A 19,105-nucleotide genomic window follows, 5' to 3' on the forward strand; every position below is an offset into this window, starting at 1 on the left:
AAACTGACGCTGGAGATTCCCTGAAGGAATCGAGCGGGATAGATGGGCGTGATGCCCAAACCTGCTGCACCTAAATATCGCACGACGAACTGGCCGGAGTATAATGCAGCGCTGAAGCTGCGCGGATCGCTGGAAATATGGTTTGATCCGCAGATGCACTGGCTGTCGAAGCCGTGTGGTCGTCCTGGGCGGCCGATGCGATTTTCGGACAGCGCGATTGAGCTCTGCCTGACGCTGAAATCGCTGTTCAATCTGCCATTACGGCAAGTGACAGGGCTGGTGGCGAGCCTGATCAAGCTTGCCGGGTTGGACTGGCCGGTGCCGGATTATACGACACTGTGCCGACGGCAGAAGACCTTGAAGGTCGAGCTTGGCGGCCGGCCCAGTTCAGGCGGCCTGTGCCTTCTGGTTGACAGCACAGGGATCAAGATGACGGGTGAAGGAGAGTGGAAGACGCGCAAACATGGCGCTTCCTACCGCCGCCAGTGGCGCAAGGTACATCTCGGGATCGACGCGGCAACGCTGGATATCCGGGCCATCGAGGTCACGACGAATGCCATCGGCGATGCGCCGACGCTGCCGGATCTACTGGCGCAGATCCCTCAGGACGAGCACATAGTCAGCGTTGGCGGAGATGGCGCTTACGATACCAGGGCGTGCCATGCGGCCATCGCAGAACGTGGTGCCGATGCGGTCATCCCGGTCCGTCGCAACGGGCAACCATGGACAAAGGACGGCCCCGGCGTCGATGCTCGCAATGAAGCGCTACGCGCTACAAAGCGCCTTGGCCGCGCTATCTGGAAGACGTGGAGCGGCTATCATCGTCGCAGTCTGGTCGAGACCAAAATGCACTGCTTCAAACTCCTGAGCCAACGCGTTGTGGCCCGTACCTTCGGTCGTCAGATCACCGAGCTCAAAATCCGTGCTGCAATCCTCAATCGCTTCTCCAAAATGGGAACGCCGGCCACCGTCCGCATCGCATAATATCTTCAAGTAAAACGTCGCTCATGCTCTCGATGCGTTATGCAACAAAGCCGTTGGTATGCGCCAATCCCATTCGACCACATCAACCTCCCCGGCGGAGGCCGGGGTCCAATTGGGGGACGTTGCTAACTGAGCGGGGCGGCCGATTACTGCGACCTTTCCTATTGGGCCCCGGCCTCCGCCGGGGTGGTGCTTTTCTATTGGGCGAGGCGACCCCTTATCGCGCCAAACGGCGGTAAGCGGAAACCGCGATCAGGGCCATCGCGATACCCGCCGCCATGGCCGCCACCGCGGCGCCGGCATCGACGATCGCGAGCGCCACCGGGTTCGGCTCGCCCGCCTCGCGCAGGACGCGATCCAGCATCATGAACGGCGCGCCGGCGATCCAGCCGCTGATGTAGCTGAACGCGGCCAGCCCCATCAGCGGCAGCCCGGAACCGCGGCTGAGCATGAAGCTGCGGCGGATCGCGCCGAGCGCCCCGAGCGGTGCCTCGGCGAACAGCGCCGGACCGGTCAGCATCGTCCGGCCGAGGATGTAGAGCCCGGGAATCGCATACAGCAACAGCCCCGCCCCCGCCGGCAGCGAGACGATCACCATCGCCAGCAGGAAGCGCGGGAAGATCCGCAGGCAGCGCGTCAACGCCTGCCGCAGGTCGAGATGATCGCGGTCGAGATACAGCGCGTAGAACAGCGACGTGCCGAAGAAGCTCGTCACATAGGCGAGCAGGTACCAGCCGCCATGCGCGCCCGCCCAGGCCTGCACCGCATCGGCCCAGGCCATCGCCTGCGCCTCGTTGTCGCCGGCCCCCGCCACCGGCATCGGCGGATCGGGGACGACCAAAGCGAGCGCGAACGCGGGCAGGAACAGGAACGGTGCGGCGATCCGCAGCAACAGGTCGCGGTCGCGCTTGAACAACGTCCAGGCATCGGAGAGGACGGTCGCGAAATCGAGCTTCATGGGGTGACGGATTTCTCTCTGACGGCGACATAGAGCTGCGCGGTGAAGACGGCGGCGAGCGCGGTGAAGGCGGTGGTGACGATCGTCGCGGCGATCCCCGACAGGAAGGTCGCGGTGGCGACCCCGTCGGCGCCGAGCGCGAGGCGGAAGAGGATCCCGGTGACCGCCTGCGCGGCCCAGGTGGACACGAGCATGACGATCGCGAACAGAATCATCACGCCGATGATCCGCCACGTCAGCCCCTTGGTCAGCCGGACCGAGCGGCGGATCGCGCCGAGGCCGAGACGCTCGTTGAGGACGACCGGGTTGAGCAGCACGAGCCGCGCGCTGATCCAGAGTAGGGCCAGCGTAAATGCCAAGAAATACACTATGGCGAACTGCGCGGCACCGCCCTGCGTCGGAGCGGCGCGAAGCATCGCACTGCCGACAGCAGAGAACCTGACGTACGGGACCGTTCCCGACGATGACATCAGCACGACGATCGGCGGCACCACGAACAGCAGCGCGACGATCATCAGGATCACCGTGATGCCGAGCGCCGGCCAGACGCGCGCGCTGGCCTGACGCCGGGCCGCGGGCGCGTCGGTGGCCGGGTCGGTCGCGATCGCGACGATCGCGAGCTGCGCCCAGATCATCGCCACCAAGGCCACGATCGTCAGCACGCCGCCGACCAGCGCGAACGTCACCGTTCCCGGCGCCGAGAACGCGACGAAGCCGTCCCGGACGACGCTGGGCAAGAGGATGCCGAGCACCGCGATCGGCGCGATCATGCCGGTGCGCCCGTTGAGCACCTCGACCGTGCGATCCCAGACCGTTCCCATCTTCACCATGTGCCCTGCTCCCCCGGTTCCTGCTCAGCGCGAGTTAGCCCAAGCCCCCGCGCTTGACCACAGGTTGCAAGTCGACGCGCGGGTGCGCAATTGGGGATCGTGACCACCCTGCCCCCCTCCGCCGCCGCCGCCGACATCGAATGGCGCACCAGTGCCGGCCTGACCCCCTATGCCGACGCGCTGGCCGAGATGGAGGCACGCGCGGTGGCGGTCGGCGCGGGCGAGGCACGCGAGCTGCTGTGGATGCTCGAGCACCCGCCGGTCTACACCGCGGGCACCAGCGCAGAGCCGGGCGACCTGATCGACGCGCGCTTTCCGGTGATCCCGACCGGGCGCGGCGGCAAATACACCTATCACGGGCCGGGGCAGCGGATCGGCTATGTCGTGCTGGACCTCACCAAGCGCGGGCGCGACGTGCGCTGTTACGTCCACGCGCTCGAATCCTGGGTGATCGCGGCGCTCGGCGAACTCGGCGTCGAGGCGTTCGCGGTCGATGGGCGGGTCGGCATCTGGACGCTCGATCGGGGACGGGAAGCCAAGATCGGGGCGATCGGGGTGCGTGTAAAACGCTGGGTGACGCTTCACGGCTTCTCGGTGAACATCGACCCGGACCTGTCGCACTTCGGTGGTATCGTCCCCTGCGGCCTGCCCGAGTACGGCGTTACCAGCCTGCAATCGCTCGGCATTCCGGCCGATCTTGCAACTTTCGACGCCGCCCTTGCGTTGACGGTCGATGCTTTCCTTGAAACAGTTTCTTGTCCTCAGGAAAACGAGGCTTGAGGACGAAGCGTTATCGGATTAATGTCCACTACGATTTGGGTATTAAGGGCGAGCAGCCAGCCAAATCCTCTATCTAGGGAGCTTCCACATGCGTGCACTCATTTCCAAGGTCCTGACCGGTTCGCTGATCGCCAGCGCAGCACTCGCCGTTTCGGCTTGCGGTCCGAAGACCGAGACGACCACCGACAACACGATGGTCACCGACATGAACGCCACCGAGGGCATGGACACCATGACCGACAACATGACTGCCGTCGACGGCACGATGAACGGTGGCATGATGGCCAACGACACCATGATGGCGAACGACACGATGATGTCGAACGACACCATGATGACCAACAACGCAATGTAATCTCCGCGGAGATTGCCCGTTTCGGCGGGCAGCCTCCGACCGGAATTACGTGTTGTGAGAGGCCGCCCGGGCAACCGGGCGGCCTTTTTCGTCGTGACGCCTCCCCTCGAACGTGGGCGGCATCCACGCCGCGTACCGGGATCGTTTCGGGCGCGGCGAATCGAGCTGAGAGAGGGCCTGCGGACGATGTTCCGCCGATCGCCGGAAAAGGTTAAAATCGCTTGGGAGTTTGGCGGAAACGCTTTAGATTCGCCGACTTGAAGAATGCCCTGGGGAGGTTGGAATGAAGGTGTTGCGTACCGCGCTCGCGCTATGCGTGGCGTCGAGCGGGCTCGCTGTGGCGCAGTCGGCGTCGGCGCAGTTCTTTTTGCAGTCGCGCGATTTTTCGGCCGCAGCCGTCACCGGCGAAGAGGCCGATCTGGGCCAGCCCCTGCCGGGCGCGACGTCGGCGGAAATGCGGGCGGCGCTCGTGTGGCACATGCGCGCCGCGCTGAACGTCGCCGCGCTGCAATGCCAGTTCGAGCCGACGCTGCTGACCGTGCCCAACTATAATTCGATCCTCGCCGACCATGGCGAAGAGTTGAAGGGCGCGTTCGATACGCTGACCAAGTATTTCCTGCGCGTGAACAAGGCTGCGGGTCCCCGCGCCGGGCAGGCCGCGCTCGACCAGTTCGGGACGCGCACCTATTCCAGCTTCGCGACGGTCGCAGCGCAATACGGCTTCTGCCAGACCGCCGCCTCGATCGGTCGCGACGCGGTGTTCGCACCCCGCGGCCACTTCGCCGAGGTCGCGCTGGCCCGTTCGCGCGAGCTGCGCAACAGCCTGATCCCGTGGGGCGAACAGCGCTTCCCGCGCTACATCGGCAGCGAGCGCTCGGCGCCGATGATGATACGCCTCGACCCGATCTGCTGGAACAAGAAGGGCGAATGGGTCGTGAAGAAGTGCGGCGCGCAGAACTGGCCGCCGGCGGGTGTGGGGATTGCCGGGCGGTAACGTCGCTCCCCCTTACCGATCTACGCCCCGCTCTTCCGTCGGGGAAGGCAGACGCCGGAAGCGGCGATGGGTAATAACAATCGCGAACAAGGCGTGACGAACGCTCGCCCCCTCCCCTACCGTCACCCCAGCGAAAGCTGGGGTATCTCACGAGGCGGGCGACAGGCGCCCCACGGGGAGATCCCAGCTTTCGCTGGGATGACGGATCGGGGGGCGGGGATCTGAGATCGGGGGGCAGGGATCGGGGTGGCCTCCGATGGTGAGGGGCCCCAATCCCCGCCCCAACCGCTCAGCGCAGGCCCAGCAGCTTGTGGGTCTGCAACGACAACCGCCACTGTGGCCTCGCCATCACCATCTCCACGCACGCCTCGCGGTTCGCCTCCGCGCGCGGATCGTCGAGCGGCTGGAGCAGCAGGTTCGCGAAGTCCCACGTCTCGACATCGGCGATATCGGTGCCCGGCTGCGGCCAGACCAGCTTCAATTCGTCGCCGGTGCGCTGGACGACGATGCTGCCCGCCTTGGGGCTGATGCACACCCAGTCGATACCGGGATGCGCGGCGATCGTGCCGTTACTCTCCATTGCGATCCGGAAACCCTCGGCATGGAGCGCGTCGACGATCGCATCGTCGATCTGCAGCATGGGCTCGCCCCCGGTGAGGACGACGAAGCGGTCGTTCGAGCCTTCGCCCCAGAACCCCGCAACCGCCGCCGCCAAGCCTCGCGCATCGGCGAACTTGCCGCCGCCGAGCCCATCGGTGCCGACGAACTCGGTATCGCAGAACTTGCACACCGCGGTCGCACGATCCTGCTCGCGGCCCGACCAGAGGTTGCAGCCGGCGAACCGCACGAACACCGCGCGGCGACCGGCGTTCACGCCCTCGCCCTGCAGCGTCAGGAACATCTCCTTGACGGCATAGCTCATGTCAGGCCGGCCCAGATGCCGGGGGCACGGCGTAGCGCGTCGGGTCGGCGATCCCCGCCTCGTCGAAGCCGCGCGCGCGCAGGCGGCAGCTGTCGCACTCGCCACAATGCAGGGAACCGGGTGCCGGATCGTAGCACGACCAGCTCAGCCCGAGATCGAGCCCGAGGCGCGTGCCTTCGCGAACGATATCCGCCTTGGTCATGTTTTGGAGCGGCGCCTGGATGCGGAACGGATCGCCCTCGACGCCGGCCTTGGTGGCGAGTTCGGCGAGACCTTCGAAGGCGGCGATGAACTCGGGGCGGCAATCGGGATAGCCCGAATAATCGAGCGCGTTGACGCCGATATAGATGTCGCGCGCGCCCGCCGCCTCGGCCCAGCCCAGCGCGAGGCTGAGGAAGATGGTGTTGCGCGCGGGCACGTAGGTGACGGGGATGCCGCCGCCGTCTTCGGTGCCGGCGCCGTCCTTGGGCACGTCGATATCGGCGGTCAGTGCGGAGCCGCCGAACGCGGACAGGTCCATCGGCAGGACGATGTGGCGTTCGGCGCCGAGCGCATCGGCGATCCGACGCGCGGCGGCGAGTTCGACGCGGTGGCGCTGATTATAGTCGAACGACAGCGCGAGCAGGCGCTGGCCGGCTTCGCGCGCCATCGCGGCGGATACCATCGAGTCGAGCCCGCCCGAAACGAGCGCGACCGCAAAGGGAGCAGGAGATGTCATGATGCGGAGTCCGCTAGGCCAGCGGCGCGCAAAAAGAAAGGGCCGCCCGGTGGAGCGGCCCTGAGGTTGGCGCAGATTGCGCCACAAGGGAGAAAAAACGTGCCGAATAAAAGCACGTGACCAGCGGTAGTGGAGAGCGGTGAAAAGGACGTTAACGCCGCGCCTTCCCCTCTCCCCTTCGGGGAGAGGGAGGGAGCAGCCGCTTGGCTGCGGAAGGGTGAGGGGTGGTTGGGATTGATGCCTCGAGCCTAACTCCCTCTCCCTCCCACGCGCAAGGGCGCGCGGGCCCCTCCCTCTCCCCGGGGGCGAGAGGGCTTCAGGCCTCCACCGGCACCGGGAATTTCTTCGCGCAGAACGCGCAGTCGACGACGATGAAGCCGGTTTCGTCCGCCATCGAGCGCCGTTCCTCGATCGGGAATTTCGAGATCACGCCCTTGATATAGTCCGGATCGCAGCGGCACCCGCGGACGATCGGGATATCCGCAAGGATGCGGACGTCCTCCTCCTCGTTGAACAGCCGCCACACCAAGGTCTCCAGCGGCAAAGTCGCGTCGGTCAGTTCGTCCGCGCCCATCGTGTTGCCGAGCGTCGCGACATGCTCCCATTCCGGGTGATCGAGCTTGGTGTGCAGCCGCTCGCGCCCGTCCTCGCCTTCCGGGAGATGCTGGAGGAACAGCCCGCCCGCGACGCAACGCCCGTCCGGGCCCTTCGCCATGCCGGTGCGGATCATCGTCGGGATCTGCTCGGACTGCGTGAAATAGCTTTGCGCGGCCTGCGACAGCGTATCGCCATCGAGCGGCACGATACCCTGATAGCGCTCGTTGCTGCTCGCCATGTCGAACGTGATCGCGAGATAGCCGGCGCCGAACAGCGCGAACAGCGATGGCTCGGCGGGCGCTTCGGCAAGCTTGTCGGCGTCGTACTCGATATAGCCGCGGACCTCGCCGCCGCGGTAATCGCAGACGAGCAGCTGGACGACACCGTTGTCGGTGCGCGTCTGCATCGTCAGCTGGCCGCTGGCGTCCTTCAGCGTCGAGCCGATCAGCGCGGCTAGCGTGAGCGCCTCGGCGAGCAGCTTCTCGATCGCAGGCGGATAGGCGTGGGCGGCGAGCACTTCGTCGAGCGCGGTGCCGAGCCGGACGATCCGGCCGCGGGCACTCCGCGCGGGGATCGCGAAGGCCAGCGCGCGGTCGAGATCGGTCATGTTGGGGTCGTTCATCGATGAGAAGATGGGGCGTGAGGACGGTGGATCAACCCGATCCCCCATCCGTCGCCCGCCCATGTCCGTCACCCGCTCATGTCCGTCACCCCAGCGGAAGCTGGGGTATCCCCGTTGGCGGGCGTCGCGGCTCGAACCGGGAGATCCCAGCTTTCGCTGGGATGACGGACGAGGGGCGGGGTTGTGGTCTCTTCACAACCCGGTGGCGGTTTTACCCGTCACCCACCCATGTCCGTCACCCCAGCGGAAGCTGGGGTATCCCTGTTGGCGGGCGCCGCGGCTCGAACCGGGAGATCCCAGCTTTCGCTGGGATGACGGATGCGGCGCAGCGTGGCGGGAACGGCGTGTTACCGCCGGTTCGTCAGCCGATCTGGCCGAAGCTCCAGCGCAGCACCGACTTCTGCGCGTGGAGGCGGTTCTCGGCCTCCTGCCAGATCAGCGACTGTGGGCCGTCGATCACCTCCGGCGTCACCTCCTCGCCGCGGTGCGCGGGGAGGCAGTGGAGGAACTTCGCATCGGGCTTGGCCAGCGCCATCAGCGCGGCGTCGACCTGATACGGGGTCAGCGCGGCGAGCTTGGTCTCGGCATGCGCCTGCCCCATCGAGATCCAGGTGTCGGTAACGACGATGTCCGCCCCCTCGACCGCCTCGCGCGGTGTCGACACGATGCGCGCCCGGCCCTTGCCCAGCGCCACGTCGGCGTCGGTCGGCATATACCCCTGCGGGCACGCCGCGACGACGTCGAACTGCATCAGCCCGGCCGCCTCGACGATCGACGCGAGCACGTTGTTGCCGTCCCCCAGCCACGCGACCTTGAGGCCGGGGAGCGCCTTGCCGCTCTCGATGATCGTCAGCAGGTCGGCCATGATCTGGCACGGGTGCGAGGCGTCGGTCAGGCCGTTGATGACCGGCACGCTGGCGTAATGCGCCATTTCCTCGATCTTGGCGTGATCGTCGGTGCGGATCATGATCGCGTCGACATAGCCCGACAGGATGCGCGCGGTGTCGGCGACCGACTCGCCGCGGCCGAGCTGCATCGAGCCTGCGTCCGACACGATCGAGGTGCCACCGAGCTGACGGATCGCCATGTCGAACGAGAAACGCGTGCGGGTCGAGTTCTTCTCGAACACCATCGCCAGCGTGTGGCCGGCGAGCGGCGCATCGGTGTCGGCGCGGCCCTTGAGGAAACCCGCGCGGGCCGCCTTGCGGTCGAGTGCGTCGGCGAGCATCGCGGCGATGCCGTCGGCGCCGGCGTCGGTGAGATTCAGGAAATGGCGGGTCATAATATCCTCCCCGGCACGGGGAGGGGGACCGTTCGCATAGCGAATGGTGGAGGGGGCCCCCACGAACGCGACACTTCGGGGCGATCCCCCTCCACCATGCTTCGCATGGTCCCCCTCCCCGTACCGGGGAGGATCAGTTCAATCGTCGGCGGCGGGCACGTATACCCGTGCGGCGGTCGACAGCTTGTCGATGCACTCGGCGATGTGGCTCTCGTCGATCACCAGCGGCGGCAGGATGCGGATGACGTTCTCGCCCGCCGATACCAGCAGCAGATTGTGATGATCGCGCGCGAACGCGACGAACGCGCGGCTGTCGCTCTTCAGCTTCAGCCCGAGCATCAGCCCGGTGCCGCGCACGCTGTCGAACAGGTGATCGTGGTTCGGGATCATCTGCTCGAGCCCCTGCCGCAACCGGTCGCCCATCGCCGTGACGTTGTCGAGGAAACCGTCCTCCAGCATCACGTCGAGCACCGCCTCGCCCGCCGCCATCCCGAGCGGGTTACCGCCATAGGTCGAGCCGTGCGTGCCGGCGACCATGCCCTTGGCCGCCTCCTCGGTCGCGAGGCACGCGCCCAGCGGGAAGCCGCCGCCGATGCCCTTGGCGACCGCCATGATGTCCGGCGTGATGCCGTACAACTCATGTGCGAAGAACTTGCCGGTGCGCCCATAGCCGCACTGGACCTCGTCGAGCACCAGCAACAGGCCGTGCTCGTCGCACGCTTTCCGTAGGCCGACGAGGAACTCAGGGGTTGCCTGGCGAATACCGCCCTCCCCCTGGATCGGCTCGACCAAGAAGCCCGCCGTGTTGTCGTCGATCAGCGCCAGTGCGCCTTCGAGATCGTTGAAGTTCGCGTACGCAAACCCCGGCAACAGTGGCTCGAACCCGTCGCGCATCTTCGCCTGGTTGGTCGCCGAGATCGTGCCGAGCGTGCGCCCGTGGAACGCAGTGTCGAACGTGATCAGCGTGTGCCGCTGCGGATTGCCGTGGGCGAAATGATAGCGCCGCGCGGTCTTGATCGCGCATTCGACCGCTTCCGCGCCCGAATTGGTGAAGAACACGGTGTCCGCGAATGTGTTGTCGACAAGACGCTGTGCGAGATGCTCGCCCTGCGGCGACCCGTACAGGTTCGACACGTGCATGAGCGTCGCGGCCTGCTCGGCGATCGCCTTGGTCAGATGCGGGTGGCCGTGGCCGAGCGCGTTGACCGCGATGCCGCTGGCGAAATCGAGATATTGCTGGCCGTCCTCGCCATAGAGGTACGCCCCCTCGCCTCGGACCGGACGCACGCCACACCGCGGGTAGACGGGCATGAGCGGGGTGATGGTCACGACGGCAAGCTCCTTCAAACAGCGAGGGCGACCCACACGGTCGCCCGGACCGCCTGATACGAGCCCGCGCAGCTCTGAGCAACACCGCTTCAATATCATGTGCGATCCCATGTCGGTGGCCGCACCGGACTCGGACGTGGCGACGAAACACTTAAGCCGTCGCGGATCCGCTTACCTCCGGTTCGACGGTGAGATCGAGTATTTCGATGTGGGGGACAGTCGACCTCGTGCGGATCCGCGATCCCTTGGCAAGAGCGACGTCATAGACGAGAGAATAGCGCTCTATACGCCGAATTCCGGGGTCCGACGATGCCAGTTTGAGTGGGCGATACAGGCGCTTGCCGAGCGCTTCGGTCACCAATTTCAGCCAAGGCCCGTCCGCATTCGCCGATTTCCGCACGATGTCGATGTCGCGGACCTTTCCATCAGGAGCGACCCAGAACGCGATATCGGCCCATTGAGCGGTCGCATCTCCGTGTGGCACCACGACGTTCGAAGTGTTTTCCCGCCGCCAATTGGTCAGGTCTATCGGCGGCGCATACATCAGCTCGGCAGTCGAGACACGGTCCGCGCCAGACGCCTGCAAACAGGCGCGCCCATCCTTGCCGCCAGTGGCGTCCTCCATGCGACACCGCAAGAGCTCAGCGGCTTGCCGAAAGGGCGCGAGGTCGGGTTCGGTAGTCTCGTCAATCCGACGCAGGGATCGATACGCTGTTTCCCGATAGTCTGGTAATTTTGTGGCGATCGTCGTGTACATGCCGGCAATCCGAAACAGCGCATAGCCTTTGACCCGAATGTCGCCCGCGGCATTCGCCTGGTCTGCAACCTTGTTATAGACGTCCCGCGCGGCGATGAAGCGGCCTTCCTTGGCGAACGCGTCGCCGACCGCGAGGCGCTGAATGAAGATGCGGCGATCCGTCGAGGGAAGACCGCTCTTCAGCGCGTCGAGCGAGTCGATGGCGGTGATCCGCGACGCGTCCCTCTGCCCGTTCAGCGCCAGCATCCGGCCGCTGGCGCGCAACAGATCGCCGACCTCGACCGGAAGTTCCTTCCTGTAACGCATGTTGCGCCCACGCGCCTTTGCCAAGGTGCGCTGCGCCTCCGTATAATCGCCCGCGATGAACTGGTTTTCCGCATGGGCCAGCGATGCGTCGATCTCGTCCTTCGGCGGGCAGTTGCGCGCGATGCAGGCCGCCAGTGCCCGCTCGCTATCCTCGACCCTGCGACCGACTACCACGATGGTCTTTCCCTCGGCGTCGGCGGATTGCGCCAGCGGCACCGAAGGCGGCGGCGGGGACGAGACGGCCTGCCCCGATATGGCCGATTGGAGCAGAACGAGCGCTAACGGGATCATGATCATACCCCTCTTCATCCGGCGACAATTCCGCCCCGATCATCACAGTGTATGTTCGTGATATTGCAACACAAGACGATCGTTGCATCGAAATTCGATCCGTTTTGTCGATCGCAACCGGCGGATAATGCGTCCGCCGACTTATCGCGAGCTGACCTCAAGCGTCGATCGCTTCCTCGTCCATGCGGCCGGCGTTTTCCTGGATGAAGGCGAAGCGGTGCGCCGGGTTGTTGCCCATCAGGCGGTCGACCAAGTCCTTTACCTGTGCGCGTTCCTCGTATTCCTGGGGCAGGGTGATGCGGAGCATGCCGCGGGTGGCGGGGTCCATCGTGGTTTCGCGGAGTTGGCTCGGGTTCATCTCGCCGAGGCCCTTGAAGCGGCCGACGTCGACCTTCTTGCCCTTGAACACCGTGCGTTCGAGCTCGGCGCGGTGCGCGTCGTCGCGCGCATAAACGCTCTTCGTGCCGACGGTCAGGCGGTAGAGCGGCGGCTGGGCGAGGTAGAGGTGCCCGCGGCGGACGAGTTCGGGCATCTCCTGGAAGAAGAACGTCATCAGCAGCGTGGCGATGTGTGCGCCGTCGACGTCGGCGTCGGTCATGATGACGATGCGTTCGTAGCGGAGCGTGTCGGGGGTGCAGTCCTTCCGGGTGCCGCAGCCCAGCGCCAGCGTCAGGTCGGCGATTTCCTGGTTGGCGAAGATCTTCGCGCTGGTCGCGGACGCAACGTTAAGAATCTTGCCGCGGATCGGGAGGATCGCCTGCGTTTTCCGGTCACGCGCCTGCTTCGCCGAGCCGCCTGCCGAATCGCCTTCGACGATGAAGAGTTCGGTGCCTTCGGGCGAGTTCGCCGAACAGTCGGTGAGCTTGCCCGGCAGCCGGAGTTTACGCGCGGAGGTCGCCGTCTTGCGCTTGACGTCGCGCTCCTGCTTGCGGCGCAGGCGTTCGTCCATCCGCTCCAGCACGTAATTCAGCAGCGCCTTGCCGCGCTCCATATTGTGGCTGAGGAAATGGTCGAAATGATCGCGGACCGCCTTCTCGACGAGGCCGGCGGCTTCCGGGCTGGTGAGGCGATCCTTGGTCTGGCTCTGGAATTGCGGTTCGCGGATGAAGACCGACAGCATCAGCTCGCTGCCGACCATCACGTCGTCCGCGCTGATATCCTTGGTCTTCTTGTTGCCGACGAGATCGCCGAACGCGCGTAGGCCGCGGACGAGTGCCTGGCGGAGGCCCTGTTCGTGCGTGCCGCCGTCGGGGGTCGGGATGGTGTTGCAATACCAGCTGTACGAGCCGTCGCTCCACAGCGGCCACGCGACCGCCCATTCGACGCGACCTTGGGTCTCGCCGTTCGCGCTCGGGAAGTCCTGCGAGCCCGAGAAGAAGTCGGAGGTCGCGCATTCGCGGCCGGCGATCTGGTCGCGCAGGTGATCGGCGAGGCCGCCGGGGAACTGGAACACGGCTTGGGCGGGCGTGTCGTCTGCGATCAGCTGGGGTGCACAGTGCCAGCGGATCTCGACGCCTGCGAACAGGTAAGCCTTGGAGCGGACGAGCTTGTAGAGGCGCTGAGGCTTGAAGTTGAGTTCGGTGCCGAAGATTTCGGTATCGGGCGTGAACGCGACGCTGGTGCCGCGACGGTTCGGGGTAGGTCCGAGATGCTCGATCGGGCCGAGCGTCTGGCCCTTGGCGAAGCGCTGGCGGTAGAGTTGCCGATCGCGCGCAACTTCGACGACGGTGTCCGACGATAGCGCATTGACGACGCTGATGCCGACGCCGTGGAGACCGCCCGACGTCGCATACGCCTTGCCGGCGAACTTGCCGCCCGAATGGAGCGTCGAGAGAATCACTTCGAGCGCGGACTTGTCGGGGAATTTCGGGTGCGGGTCGACTGGGATGCCGCGGCCATTGTCGACGATCGTCAGGCGGTTGTTCGCCTCCAGTGTCACTTCGATCCGGGTGGCGTGGCCGGCGACCGCCTCGTCCATCGCGTTGTCGAGCACTTCGGCGGCGAGGTGGTGCAGCGCGCGCTCGTCGGTGCCGCCGACATACATGCCGGGGCGGCGACGGACGGGTTCGAGGCCTTCGAGCACCTCGATCGAGGATGCATCATAGGTATTGGCGGCGGGTTTGCCGGCGCCGGGTGCGCCGGGGGACGCGAACAGATCTTCAGCCATGGTGAGAGCGTAGCCGGACGCGTCGGACAAAGCCACAGGCTCCGTTTGTTCTCCCTGTTGCCGGAAAGTCACATTGACGCAGATTGTTATGCTTGCTGCATAATTTTCCGCGATCGGCCGTTTATGAAAAACCTGTCATGAAGATTTTCGGGAGTGAATATGACCAAGACGATGATGGTGGCGCTCGCAGGCGTTGCCGCTTTGGGTTTCGCAGTGCCTGCCGCCGCACAGGACATGACCGACGATGCGCCGTTCAGCGGCGCCTATGTCGGCGGCTCGTTCGGCTATGACGTGCAGCCCAACGACAATGGCGAGTCGATCGCCTTCGATCGCAATCTGGATGGCGTCTTCGGTGACACCATCTCGACTGCGACCGCTGCCAACGCGTTCTCGCCCGGCTTCTGCAACGGTCGTGCGACGAGCAATATCGCGCCTGCCGCCGGTGGTCGTGGCTGCCGCAGCGACAAGGACGGCATGGGCTATTCGGCACGCGTCGGCGCGGATTACCAGCGCGGCAACATCGTCGTCGGCGTGGTCGGCGAGTTCGGCAAGAACGAGATCAGCGACAGCGTCACCGCCTTCAGCACGACGCCGGCCTTCTACACGATGACGCGCGACCTGAAGTGGGAAGCATCGGCACGCGGTCGCCTGGGCTATGCGGCGAACACGACGCTGTTCTACGGCACGTTCGGCGTCGGCTATGCCAACATCGACAACAGCTTCACGACCGGCAACACCGCCAATACCTTCACCACCAACGGTGGCAGCAAGGAATGGGGCATCGTCGGTGGCGGCGGCATCGAGCAGAAGCTGGGTCGCAACTTCTCGGTCGGTCTGGAATATCAGTACCACCAGTATCAGGACAATGATTACCGCGTCCGCGCAGCCGGCGGCCCCGCTGGCGGTCCGTTCACGCGCGGCAACGCGTCGGGGACGGATTTCCGTCGTAGCTTCGACGATTTCCGCTGGCACAGCCTGCGCGCCACCGCTGCGTTCAGGTTCTGAGGCGAGGCGAAGGGCGGCCTGCGCCAAGCTGGCGCAGGACTCGCCCAAGCCCGGCCGGCGCGGCTTGCCGCGGCCGACGACATGGGCTTTGCCCATGGCTAGCGTGATATGAAGAAGGCCGCTTCCTCAGGCGAGAGAGCGGCCCTTTTCTTGCTCGGGACGCCTTGGCTTGCCCGATGCCAGACGTATCCCCGGCAACAATCCCTGTTGCACACCGCTAGCGTGTTTCCCCGCGAAGGCGGGGATCCAGACTGGGCTCCCGCCTTCGCGGGAGAACAAGGAACGGTGCTTGACCTCAACCAACCCTACCACCACCCCGGCGAAGGCCGGGGCCCATTAGGGAAACGGTGCCAACTGCGGACCGCGCTTCGTTATTGCCACCTTCCCAATTGGGCCCCGGCCTCCGCCGGGGTGGCACCTAGTCTACAGACGTTCCCGTCCGACGGGGCACCACGAGAACCGTCATTTCTCCATCACGCTAGCCATGGGCGAAGCCCATGTCGTCGGCCGCGGCTAGCCGCGCCGGCCGGGCTTGGGCGAGTCCTGCGCCAGCTTGGCGCAGGCCGCCCTGCGCCTTACCTCGGCCGCGGACCACCGAATGGCAGCGGCGGGGTCGGACGGCGATCGCGGCGGGGCAGCTGTGCCTGGTACGCATGGCCGCAATGATCGACGCAATACGGGAAGCCGGGATTCACCGCCTTGCCGCAGAAGTGGAAGTCGGGCTCGCCGGGATGACCGAGCGGCCATTTGCAGATGCGGTCGTTCAGCTCGAGCAAGCTCGTCTTGTTCGCCATTTCGGGCGACGGCTTGGCGGGGACGAGACGACGCGGCGGCGCGGGCGTGCTCGGGGGCTGCTGTTCGCCGGGAGCCTGGCGCAGGAAGCCGCCGGGACCGACCGAGCGCAGGATCGGCTGCGGCGCGCGGACGGGCGCGGCAACCGGAGCGACCTCATCCTCGTCTTCGTCCTCGTCGTCCTCGGGCTCGTCGACGACCGGCTCGGCCACGACCGGTGCGGCGGGCTTTGGCGCAGCGGCGACCGGCGGCGCGACGGGCGCCGGCTTGGGCGCTTCGACTTCGACCGGCTCGGGAGCCGCAGTCGCGACCGAGGCCGACGCCTCCGCCGCCGCGGCCGCCTTAGCTTCGGGATCGTTCGGCTTCACCGGCGACGGGCGCGCCTGCAGCTCGAGGCGGTGCGCCTTGCCGATCACGGCGTTGCGGCTGACGCCACCCAGGGCTTCGGCGATCTGGCTGGCGGTCTGGCCGGCCTCCCACATCGTCTTGAGCGTCTGGATGCGCTCGTCGGTCCAGGACATGTTCGTTCCTTAGTCTTCGTCAGCCGGGTTGCGGGCGGCAGCGGCAGCGATTACCCGCAACCCGTATGAGCAGCCAGCCCCCAATCGGTGAAATCCATTCGGCGGTGCGATCCGCCCCCGGCATTCCCGTCATAAAGAGCGTGAACTGGGAGGGACTGCGAACCCTCTATATCAAGGAGGTGCGCCGGTTCTTCAAGGTGCAGCTTCAGACGGTGTGGGCGCCGGCGATCACGACGCTGCTGTTTCTGATCGTGTTCACGATCGCCACGGGTGCGAAAAGCCCGGTGCCGGTCGACGGACAGATCGTCGCGTTCGCCGATTTCATCGCGCCGGGACTGATCATCGCGCAGGGGATGATGGGCCCCGCGTTCGCCAATGCGAGCTTCTCGCTGCTCGCCGGCAAGATGCAGGGGACGATCGTCGACTACCTCCAGCCGCCCTTGTCGACGGGTGAGTTGCTCGCGGCCTTGGTCGGTGGTGCAGTGACCCGCGCGATCATCGTCGGGTGCGTGGTATGGGCGGCGATGGCGCTGTATCCGGGCGTGCACGTGACGCCGCACGCACCGTTGGCGATCGTCTGGTTCGGGTTGCTGGGCGCAGTGTTCCTGGCCCTGCTCGGCGTGCTCACGTCGATCTGGGCAGACAAGTTCGATCATGCGGCCGCCGTCACCAACTTCGTGATCGCGCCGTTGTCGCTGTTGTCGGGAACGTTTTATTCGGTCGACAAGCTGGCGCCGGCGTTCCGCGCATTCAGCCACGCGAACCCGTTCTTCTATATCATCTCGGGCTTCCGCTACGGATTTCTCGGGATCGCCGACTCGCCGGTGATGATCGGCGGGATCGTGATCCTGGTGATCGATCTGGTGCTGGCCGTGCTATGCTATCGTCTGCTGAAGACGGGTTGGAAGCTGAAGAACTGATGCGTGGGCTCGCACTCTGGCTGGTGGCGGTACTGATGGCGTTACTGCCGGTGGGGGCCTCGGCGCAGAATGTGGCCGACCCGGCGTTGCGGGCGAAGGCGGACTCGCTGATCGCGATCCTCGATGGGCGCGGCGCGTATGACGCCTATTTCGCTGCTAGCTTCCGCGAGAAGGTGCCGAAAGCGCAGTTCGCGACGATCGCCGAGAAGCTGAAGGCGACGCTCGGGCCCCCGCAGAAGATCGAGATGTTTACCGCGACCTCGGCATGGTCGGCGGATCTGACCGTCGGGTACGCGCGGGGTACGGCGAGTGTCCGCCTCGTGATCGACCCTGCCGCGCCGCATGCCGCGACCGGATTGCTGATTACCGGCACGGCCCCGCGCGACGACAGCCTGGCCAAGCTCGAAGCCGAGTTTCGCGCGCTGCCTGGCGCCAGCGGTTTCGGGCTTTACGCGCTTGGCAACGGCAAGCCCGAACCGATCCTCGAATACCGTGCCGATGTCGCCGCACCACTCGGGTCGGCGTTCAAGCTGTGGGTGCTGGCCGAGCTGGCACGACAGGTGGCGGCGGACGAGCGGCATTGGGCGGACGTCGTCAAGGTCGGCGCGCCGTCGCTCCCCTCCGGCGTGTTGCAGACCTGGCCTATGGGATCGCCGGTGACGGTGCAGACGCTGGCGACGATGATGATCTCGATCAGCGACAACACCGCGACGGATACGCTGCTGACCACGCTGGGCCGCGCGAAGGTCGATGCGATGGCGGAGGCGGCGGGCGGCAGCGTGCCCGTGATGACGACGCGCGAGATGTTCGCGCTGAAGGGCGATCCGGCATTGATGAAGGCGTGGATCGCGGGCTCGGTGGACGAGCGGCGGGCGTTGCTGGTCGACAATGCGGTGAAGATCGCGACGGCCAAGCTGGATCCGACCGTGTTCGCCGGAAAGCCGGTGGCGATCGACAGCGTCGAGTGGTTTGCGAGTCCCTCGGCGATGGCGGGGCTGCTCGATCGGTTGCGCGGCGCAGATGCGACGACTCGGGCGGTGCTGGCGGTGAACGCGGGCGTCGATCCGGCGATCGCCAAGCGGTTTGGGTATGTCGGCTTCAAGGGTGGCGGCGAGCCTGGGGTGCTGAGCTTGAACTACCTCGTGCAGGCGAAGGACGGGCGTTGGTATGCGGCGACCGGGAACTGGCACCGGATTGACGATGCGGTGAACGAGGTGCGGTTCGCGGGATTGATGGGGCGGGCGCTGGCGTTGCTGGCGGCGCGGTAGACGTACCACGTACGCACAAGGCGCGGATTGGAACACGTAACGCGCGCAGTTCATGCCGTTCCCCCGCGAAGGCGGGGGTCCAGGGTAACCGAGGGTGACGTTCGTAATCCTGGGCTCCTGCGTTCGCAGGAGAACGGTCATTGGACGAGGTCTAAGCCCGGCCGGCCGCCTGCCAGCTATCCGCGCACAGCCCGTAGATCAGGCTGTCGCGCAACCCCAGATGGGTTTCCCATTCGTCGCGGAGCAGGCGCTCGCGACGGAAACCCAACCGCTCCAGCAACAGGATCGATGCGGTATTCTCGGTATCCGCGTCCGCGAACACGCGTTTGCGGCCTTCCGCGAACAACCGATCGATCACCGCGGACACCGCCTCGCGCGCGATCCCCCGCCCCCAGGCCTCCCGCGCGAGGATGAAGCCGATTTCGGTCACCCCGGCCCCGTCCGCATCGCTGCCCGAGACCCAGCCGATCGCACGGTCGTCGCCGGTGCGCGTGATTGCCCAGGTGCGCTGGTTGCCGGGCGCGGCCTCCTCGGCGAGGTAAATTCGGACATCGTCGACGCTGCCGAGCGGGCCATCGGCGGAATAGGCCATCAACTCCGCATCGGCGAGCATCGGGTGCAAGGCAGGCGCATCGCCCTCGACGAGCGGCCGCAACCGCAGCCGTCGCGTCTTCAGCACCGGCGATACGCCGGCCCGCCGTGGCCTA

At 66.1% G+C, this 19,105-nt stretch carries 18 protein-coding genes; 7 read left to right on the plus strand and 11 right to left on the minus strand.

Annotation, left to right across the window (positions count from 1 at the left end):
• The first annotated feature begins 51 nt into the window (after positions 1–51).
• Entirely contained in the window at positions 52–984 is a 933-nt protein-coding gene (locus tag NLI89_RS18065) for an IS5 family transposase (protein WP_254688280.1), read from the plus strand.
• A gap of 217 nt (positions 985–1,201) precedes the next feature.
• Here the strand turns inward: NLI89_RS18065 and NLI89_RS18070 are convergent, their stop codons facing one another.
• Both NLI89_RS18070 and NLI89_RS18075 read right to left on the minus strand, forming a co-directional pair.
• The gene (locus tag NLI89_RS18070) at positions 1,202–1,942 is read right to left on the minus strand and encodes a hypothetical protein (RefSeq protein WP_254688252.1); all 741 of its coding nucleotides are present in this window, start codon (positions 1,940–1,942) and stop codon (positions 1,202–1,204) included.
• A complete protein-coding gene (locus NLI89_RS18075; protein WP_254688253.1) occupies positions 1,939–2,772 on the minus strand; it encodes a hypothetical protein in 834 nt (277 codons plus the stop codon). Before NLI89_RS18075 ends, NLI89_RS18070 begins: the two co-directional genes overlap by 4 nt.
• Before the next feature lie 99 nt (positions 2,773–2,871).
• Between NLI89_RS18075 and lipB the strand changes: the two genes are divergently transcribed.
• The 3 genes from lipB (at position 2,872) to NLI89_RS18090 (ending at position 4,901) form a co-directional block, all read left to right on the plus strand.
• A complete protein-coding gene (lipB, locus tag NLI89_RS18080) occupies positions 2,872–3,552 on the plus strand; it encodes a lipoyl(octanoyl) transferase LipB (RefSeq protein WP_439144537.1) in 681 nt (226 codons plus the stop codon).
• An 88-nt stretch (positions 3,553–3,640) separates the two neighbouring features.
• Positions 3,641–3,907, plus strand: coding sequence for a hypothetical protein (locus NLI89_RS18085; protein ID WP_128455324.1), 267 nt, complete (start codon positions 3,641–3,643; stop codon positions 3,905–3,907).
• A 283-nt stretch (positions 3,908–4,190) separates the two neighbouring features.
• Positions 4,191–4,901, plus strand: coding sequence for a hypothetical protein (locus NLI89_RS18090; RefSeq protein ID WP_254688254.1), 711 nt, complete (start codon positions 4,191–4,193; stop codon positions 4,899–4,901).
• 289 nt (positions 4,902–5,190) lie between these two features.
• On the opposite strand, the gene queE is transcribed toward NLI89_RS18090, so the two are convergent.
• The 7 genes from queE to parE all read right to left on the minus strand — a co-directional run bounded on the left by queE (position 5,191) and on the right by parE (position 13,892).
• Positions 5,191–5,823: a 7-carboxy-7-deazaguanine synthase gene (queE, locus tag NLI89_RS18095; protein WP_254688255.1), complete on the minus strand. Its 633-nt coding sequence runs from the start codon at positions 5,821–5,823 to the stop codon at positions 5,191–5,193.
• A 1-nt stretch (position 5,824) separates the two neighbouring features.
• Entirely contained in the window at positions 5,825–6,541 is a 717-nt protein-coding gene (gene queC, locus NLI89_RS18100) for a 7-cyano-7-deazaguanine synthase QueC (RefSeq protein WP_254688256.1), read from the minus strand.
• Positions 6,542–6,857: 316 nt separating this feature from the next.
• Positions 6,858–7,760: an Hsp33 family molecular chaperone HslO gene (locus tag NLI89_RS18105; RefSeq protein WP_254688257.1), complete on the minus strand. Its 903-nt coding sequence runs from the start codon at positions 7,758–7,760 to the stop codon at positions 6,858–6,860.
• Positions 7,761–8,121: 361 nt separating this feature from the next.
• Entirely contained in the window at positions 8,122–9,042 is a 921-nt protein-coding gene (argF, locus tag NLI89_RS18110) for an ornithine carbamoyltransferase (RefSeq protein ID WP_254688258.1), read from the minus strand.
• A 138-nt stretch (positions 9,043–9,180) separates the two neighbouring features.
• Positions 9,181–10,371, minus strand: a complete 1,191-nt coding sequence (locus tag NLI89_RS18115) for an aspartate aminotransferase family protein (protein ID WP_254688259.1) — start codon at positions 10,369–10,371, stop codon at positions 9,181–9,183.
• 151 nt (positions 10,372–10,522) lie between these two features.
• Positions 10,523–11,731, minus strand: a complete 1,209-nt coding sequence (locus NLI89_RS18120) for a TonB C-terminal domain-containing protein (RefSeq protein ID WP_254688260.1) — start codon at positions 11,729–11,731, stop codon at positions 10,523–10,525.
• A gap of 151 nt (positions 11,732–11,882) precedes the next feature.
• Positions 11,883–13,892: a DNA topoisomerase IV subunit B gene (gene parE / locus NLI89_RS18125; protein ID WP_254688261.1), complete on the minus strand. Its 2,010-nt coding sequence runs from the start codon at positions 13,890–13,892 to the stop codon at positions 11,883–11,885.
• Positions 13,893–14,051: 159 nt separating this feature from the next.
• Here parE and NLI89_RS18130 point away from each other — a divergent pair, with 159 nt between their 5' ends.
• The gene (locus NLI89_RS18130; RefSeq protein WP_254688262.1) at positions 14,052–14,897 is read left to right on the plus strand and encodes an outer membrane protein; all 846 of its coding nucleotides are present in this window, start codon (positions 14,052–14,054) and stop codon (positions 14,895–14,897) included.
• Between the two features lie 575 nt (positions 14,898–15,472).
• Here the strand turns inward: NLI89_RS18130 and NLI89_RS18135 are convergent.
• Positions 15,473–16,210, minus strand: a complete 738-nt coding sequence (locus tag NLI89_RS18135; protein WP_254688263.1) for a GcrA family cell cycle regulator — start codon at positions 16,208–16,210, stop codon at positions 15,473–15,475.
• Positions 16,211–16,275: 65 nt separating this feature from the next.
• Between NLI89_RS18135 and NLI89_RS18140 the strand changes: the two genes are divergently transcribed.
• Positions 16,276–17,130, plus strand: a complete 855-nt coding sequence (locus tag NLI89_RS18140) for an ABC transporter permease (RefSeq protein ID WP_254688264.1) — start codon at positions 16,276–16,278, stop codon at positions 17,128–17,130.
• On the plus strand, positions 17,130–18,398 hold the full coding sequence (locus tag NLI89_RS18145) for a serine hydrolase (protein ID WP_254688265.1): 1,269 nt from the start codon (positions 17,130–17,132) through the stop codon (positions 18,396–18,398). Before NLI89_RS18140 ends, NLI89_RS18145 begins: the two co-directional genes overlap by 1 nt.
• Positions 18,399–18,549: 151 nt before the next feature.
• Here the strand turns inward: NLI89_RS18145 and NLI89_RS18150 are convergent, their stop codons facing one another.
• Positions 18,550–19,077 carry a GNAT family N-acetyltransferase gene (locus NLI89_RS18150; RefSeq protein WP_254688266.1) on the minus strand — a complete coding sequence of 176 codons (528 nt, stop codon included), beginning with the start codon at positions 19,075–19,077 and terminating at the stop codon, positions 18,550–18,552.
• Positions 19,078–19,105: the final 28 nt, after the last annotated feature.

Origin of the sequence: Sphingomonas faeni (assembly GCF_024273235.1) — a bacterium.
GTDB lineage: Bacteria > Pseudomonadota > Alphaproteobacteria > Sphingomonadales > Sphingomonadaceae > Sphingomonas > Sphingomonas faeni_A.

Bases quoted from the DNA above. Each gene is read 5' to 3' on its own strand.
- NLI89_RS18075 (WP_254688253.1), bottom strand. From the start codon at position 2,772: ATGGTGAAGATGGGAACGGTCTGGGATCGCACGGTCGAGGTGCTCAAC.
- queE (WP_254688255.1), bottom strand. From the start codon at position 5,823: ATGAGCTATGCCGTCAAGGAGATGTTCCTGACGCTGCAGGGCGAGGGC.
- NLI89_RS18090 (WP_254688254.1), top strand. From the start codon at position 4,191: ATGAAGGTGTTGCGTACCGCGCTCGCGCTATGCGTGGCGTCGAGCGGG.
- NLI89_RS18140 (WP_254688264.1), top strand. From the start codon at position 16,276: ATGAGCAGCCAGCCCCCAATCGGTGAAATCCATTCGGCGGTGCGATCC.
- NLI89_RS18105 (WP_254688257.1), bottom strand. From the start codon at position 7,760: ATGAACGACCCCAACATGACCGATCTCGACCGCGCGCTGGCCTTCGCG.
- parE (WP_254688261.1), bottom strand. From the start codon at position 13,892: ATGGCTGAAGATCTGTTCGCGTCCCCCGGCGCACCCGGCGCCGGCAAA.
- NLI89_RS18135 (WP_254688263.1), bottom strand. From the start codon at position 16,210: ATGTCCTGGACCGACGAGCGCATCCAGACGCTCAAGACGATGTGGGAG.
- NLI89_RS18130 (WP_254688262.1), top strand. From the start codon at position 14,052: ATGACCAAGACGATGATGGTGGCGCTCGCAGGCGTTGCCGCTTTGGGT.
- NLI89_RS18085 (WP_128455324.1), top strand. From the start codon at position 3,641: ATGCGTGCACTCATTTCCAAGGTCCTGACCGGTTCGCTGATCGCCAGC.
- NLI89_RS18120 (WP_254688260.1), bottom strand. From the start codon at position 11,731: ATGATCATGATCCCGTTAGCGCTCGTTCTGCTCCAATCGGCCATATCG.
- NLI89_RS18070 (WP_254688252.1), bottom strand. From the start codon at position 1,942: ATGAAGCTCGATTTCGCGACCGTCCTCTCCGATGCCTGGACGTTGTTC.
- queC (WP_254688256.1), bottom strand. From the start codon at position 6,541: ATGACATCTCCTGCTCCCTTTGCGGTCGCGCTCGTTTCGGGCGGGCTC.
- NLI89_RS18065 (WP_254688280.1), top strand. From the start codon at position 52: ATGCCCAAACCTGCTGCACCTAAATATCGCACGACGAACTGGCCGGAG.
- NLI89_RS18145 (WP_254688265.1), top strand. From the start codon at position 17,130: ATGCGTGGGCTCGCACTCTGGCTGGTGGCGGTACTGATGGCGTTACTG.
- argF (WP_254688258.1), bottom strand. From the start codon at position 9,042: ATGACCCGCCATTTCCTGAATCTCACCGACGCCGGCGCCGACGGCATC.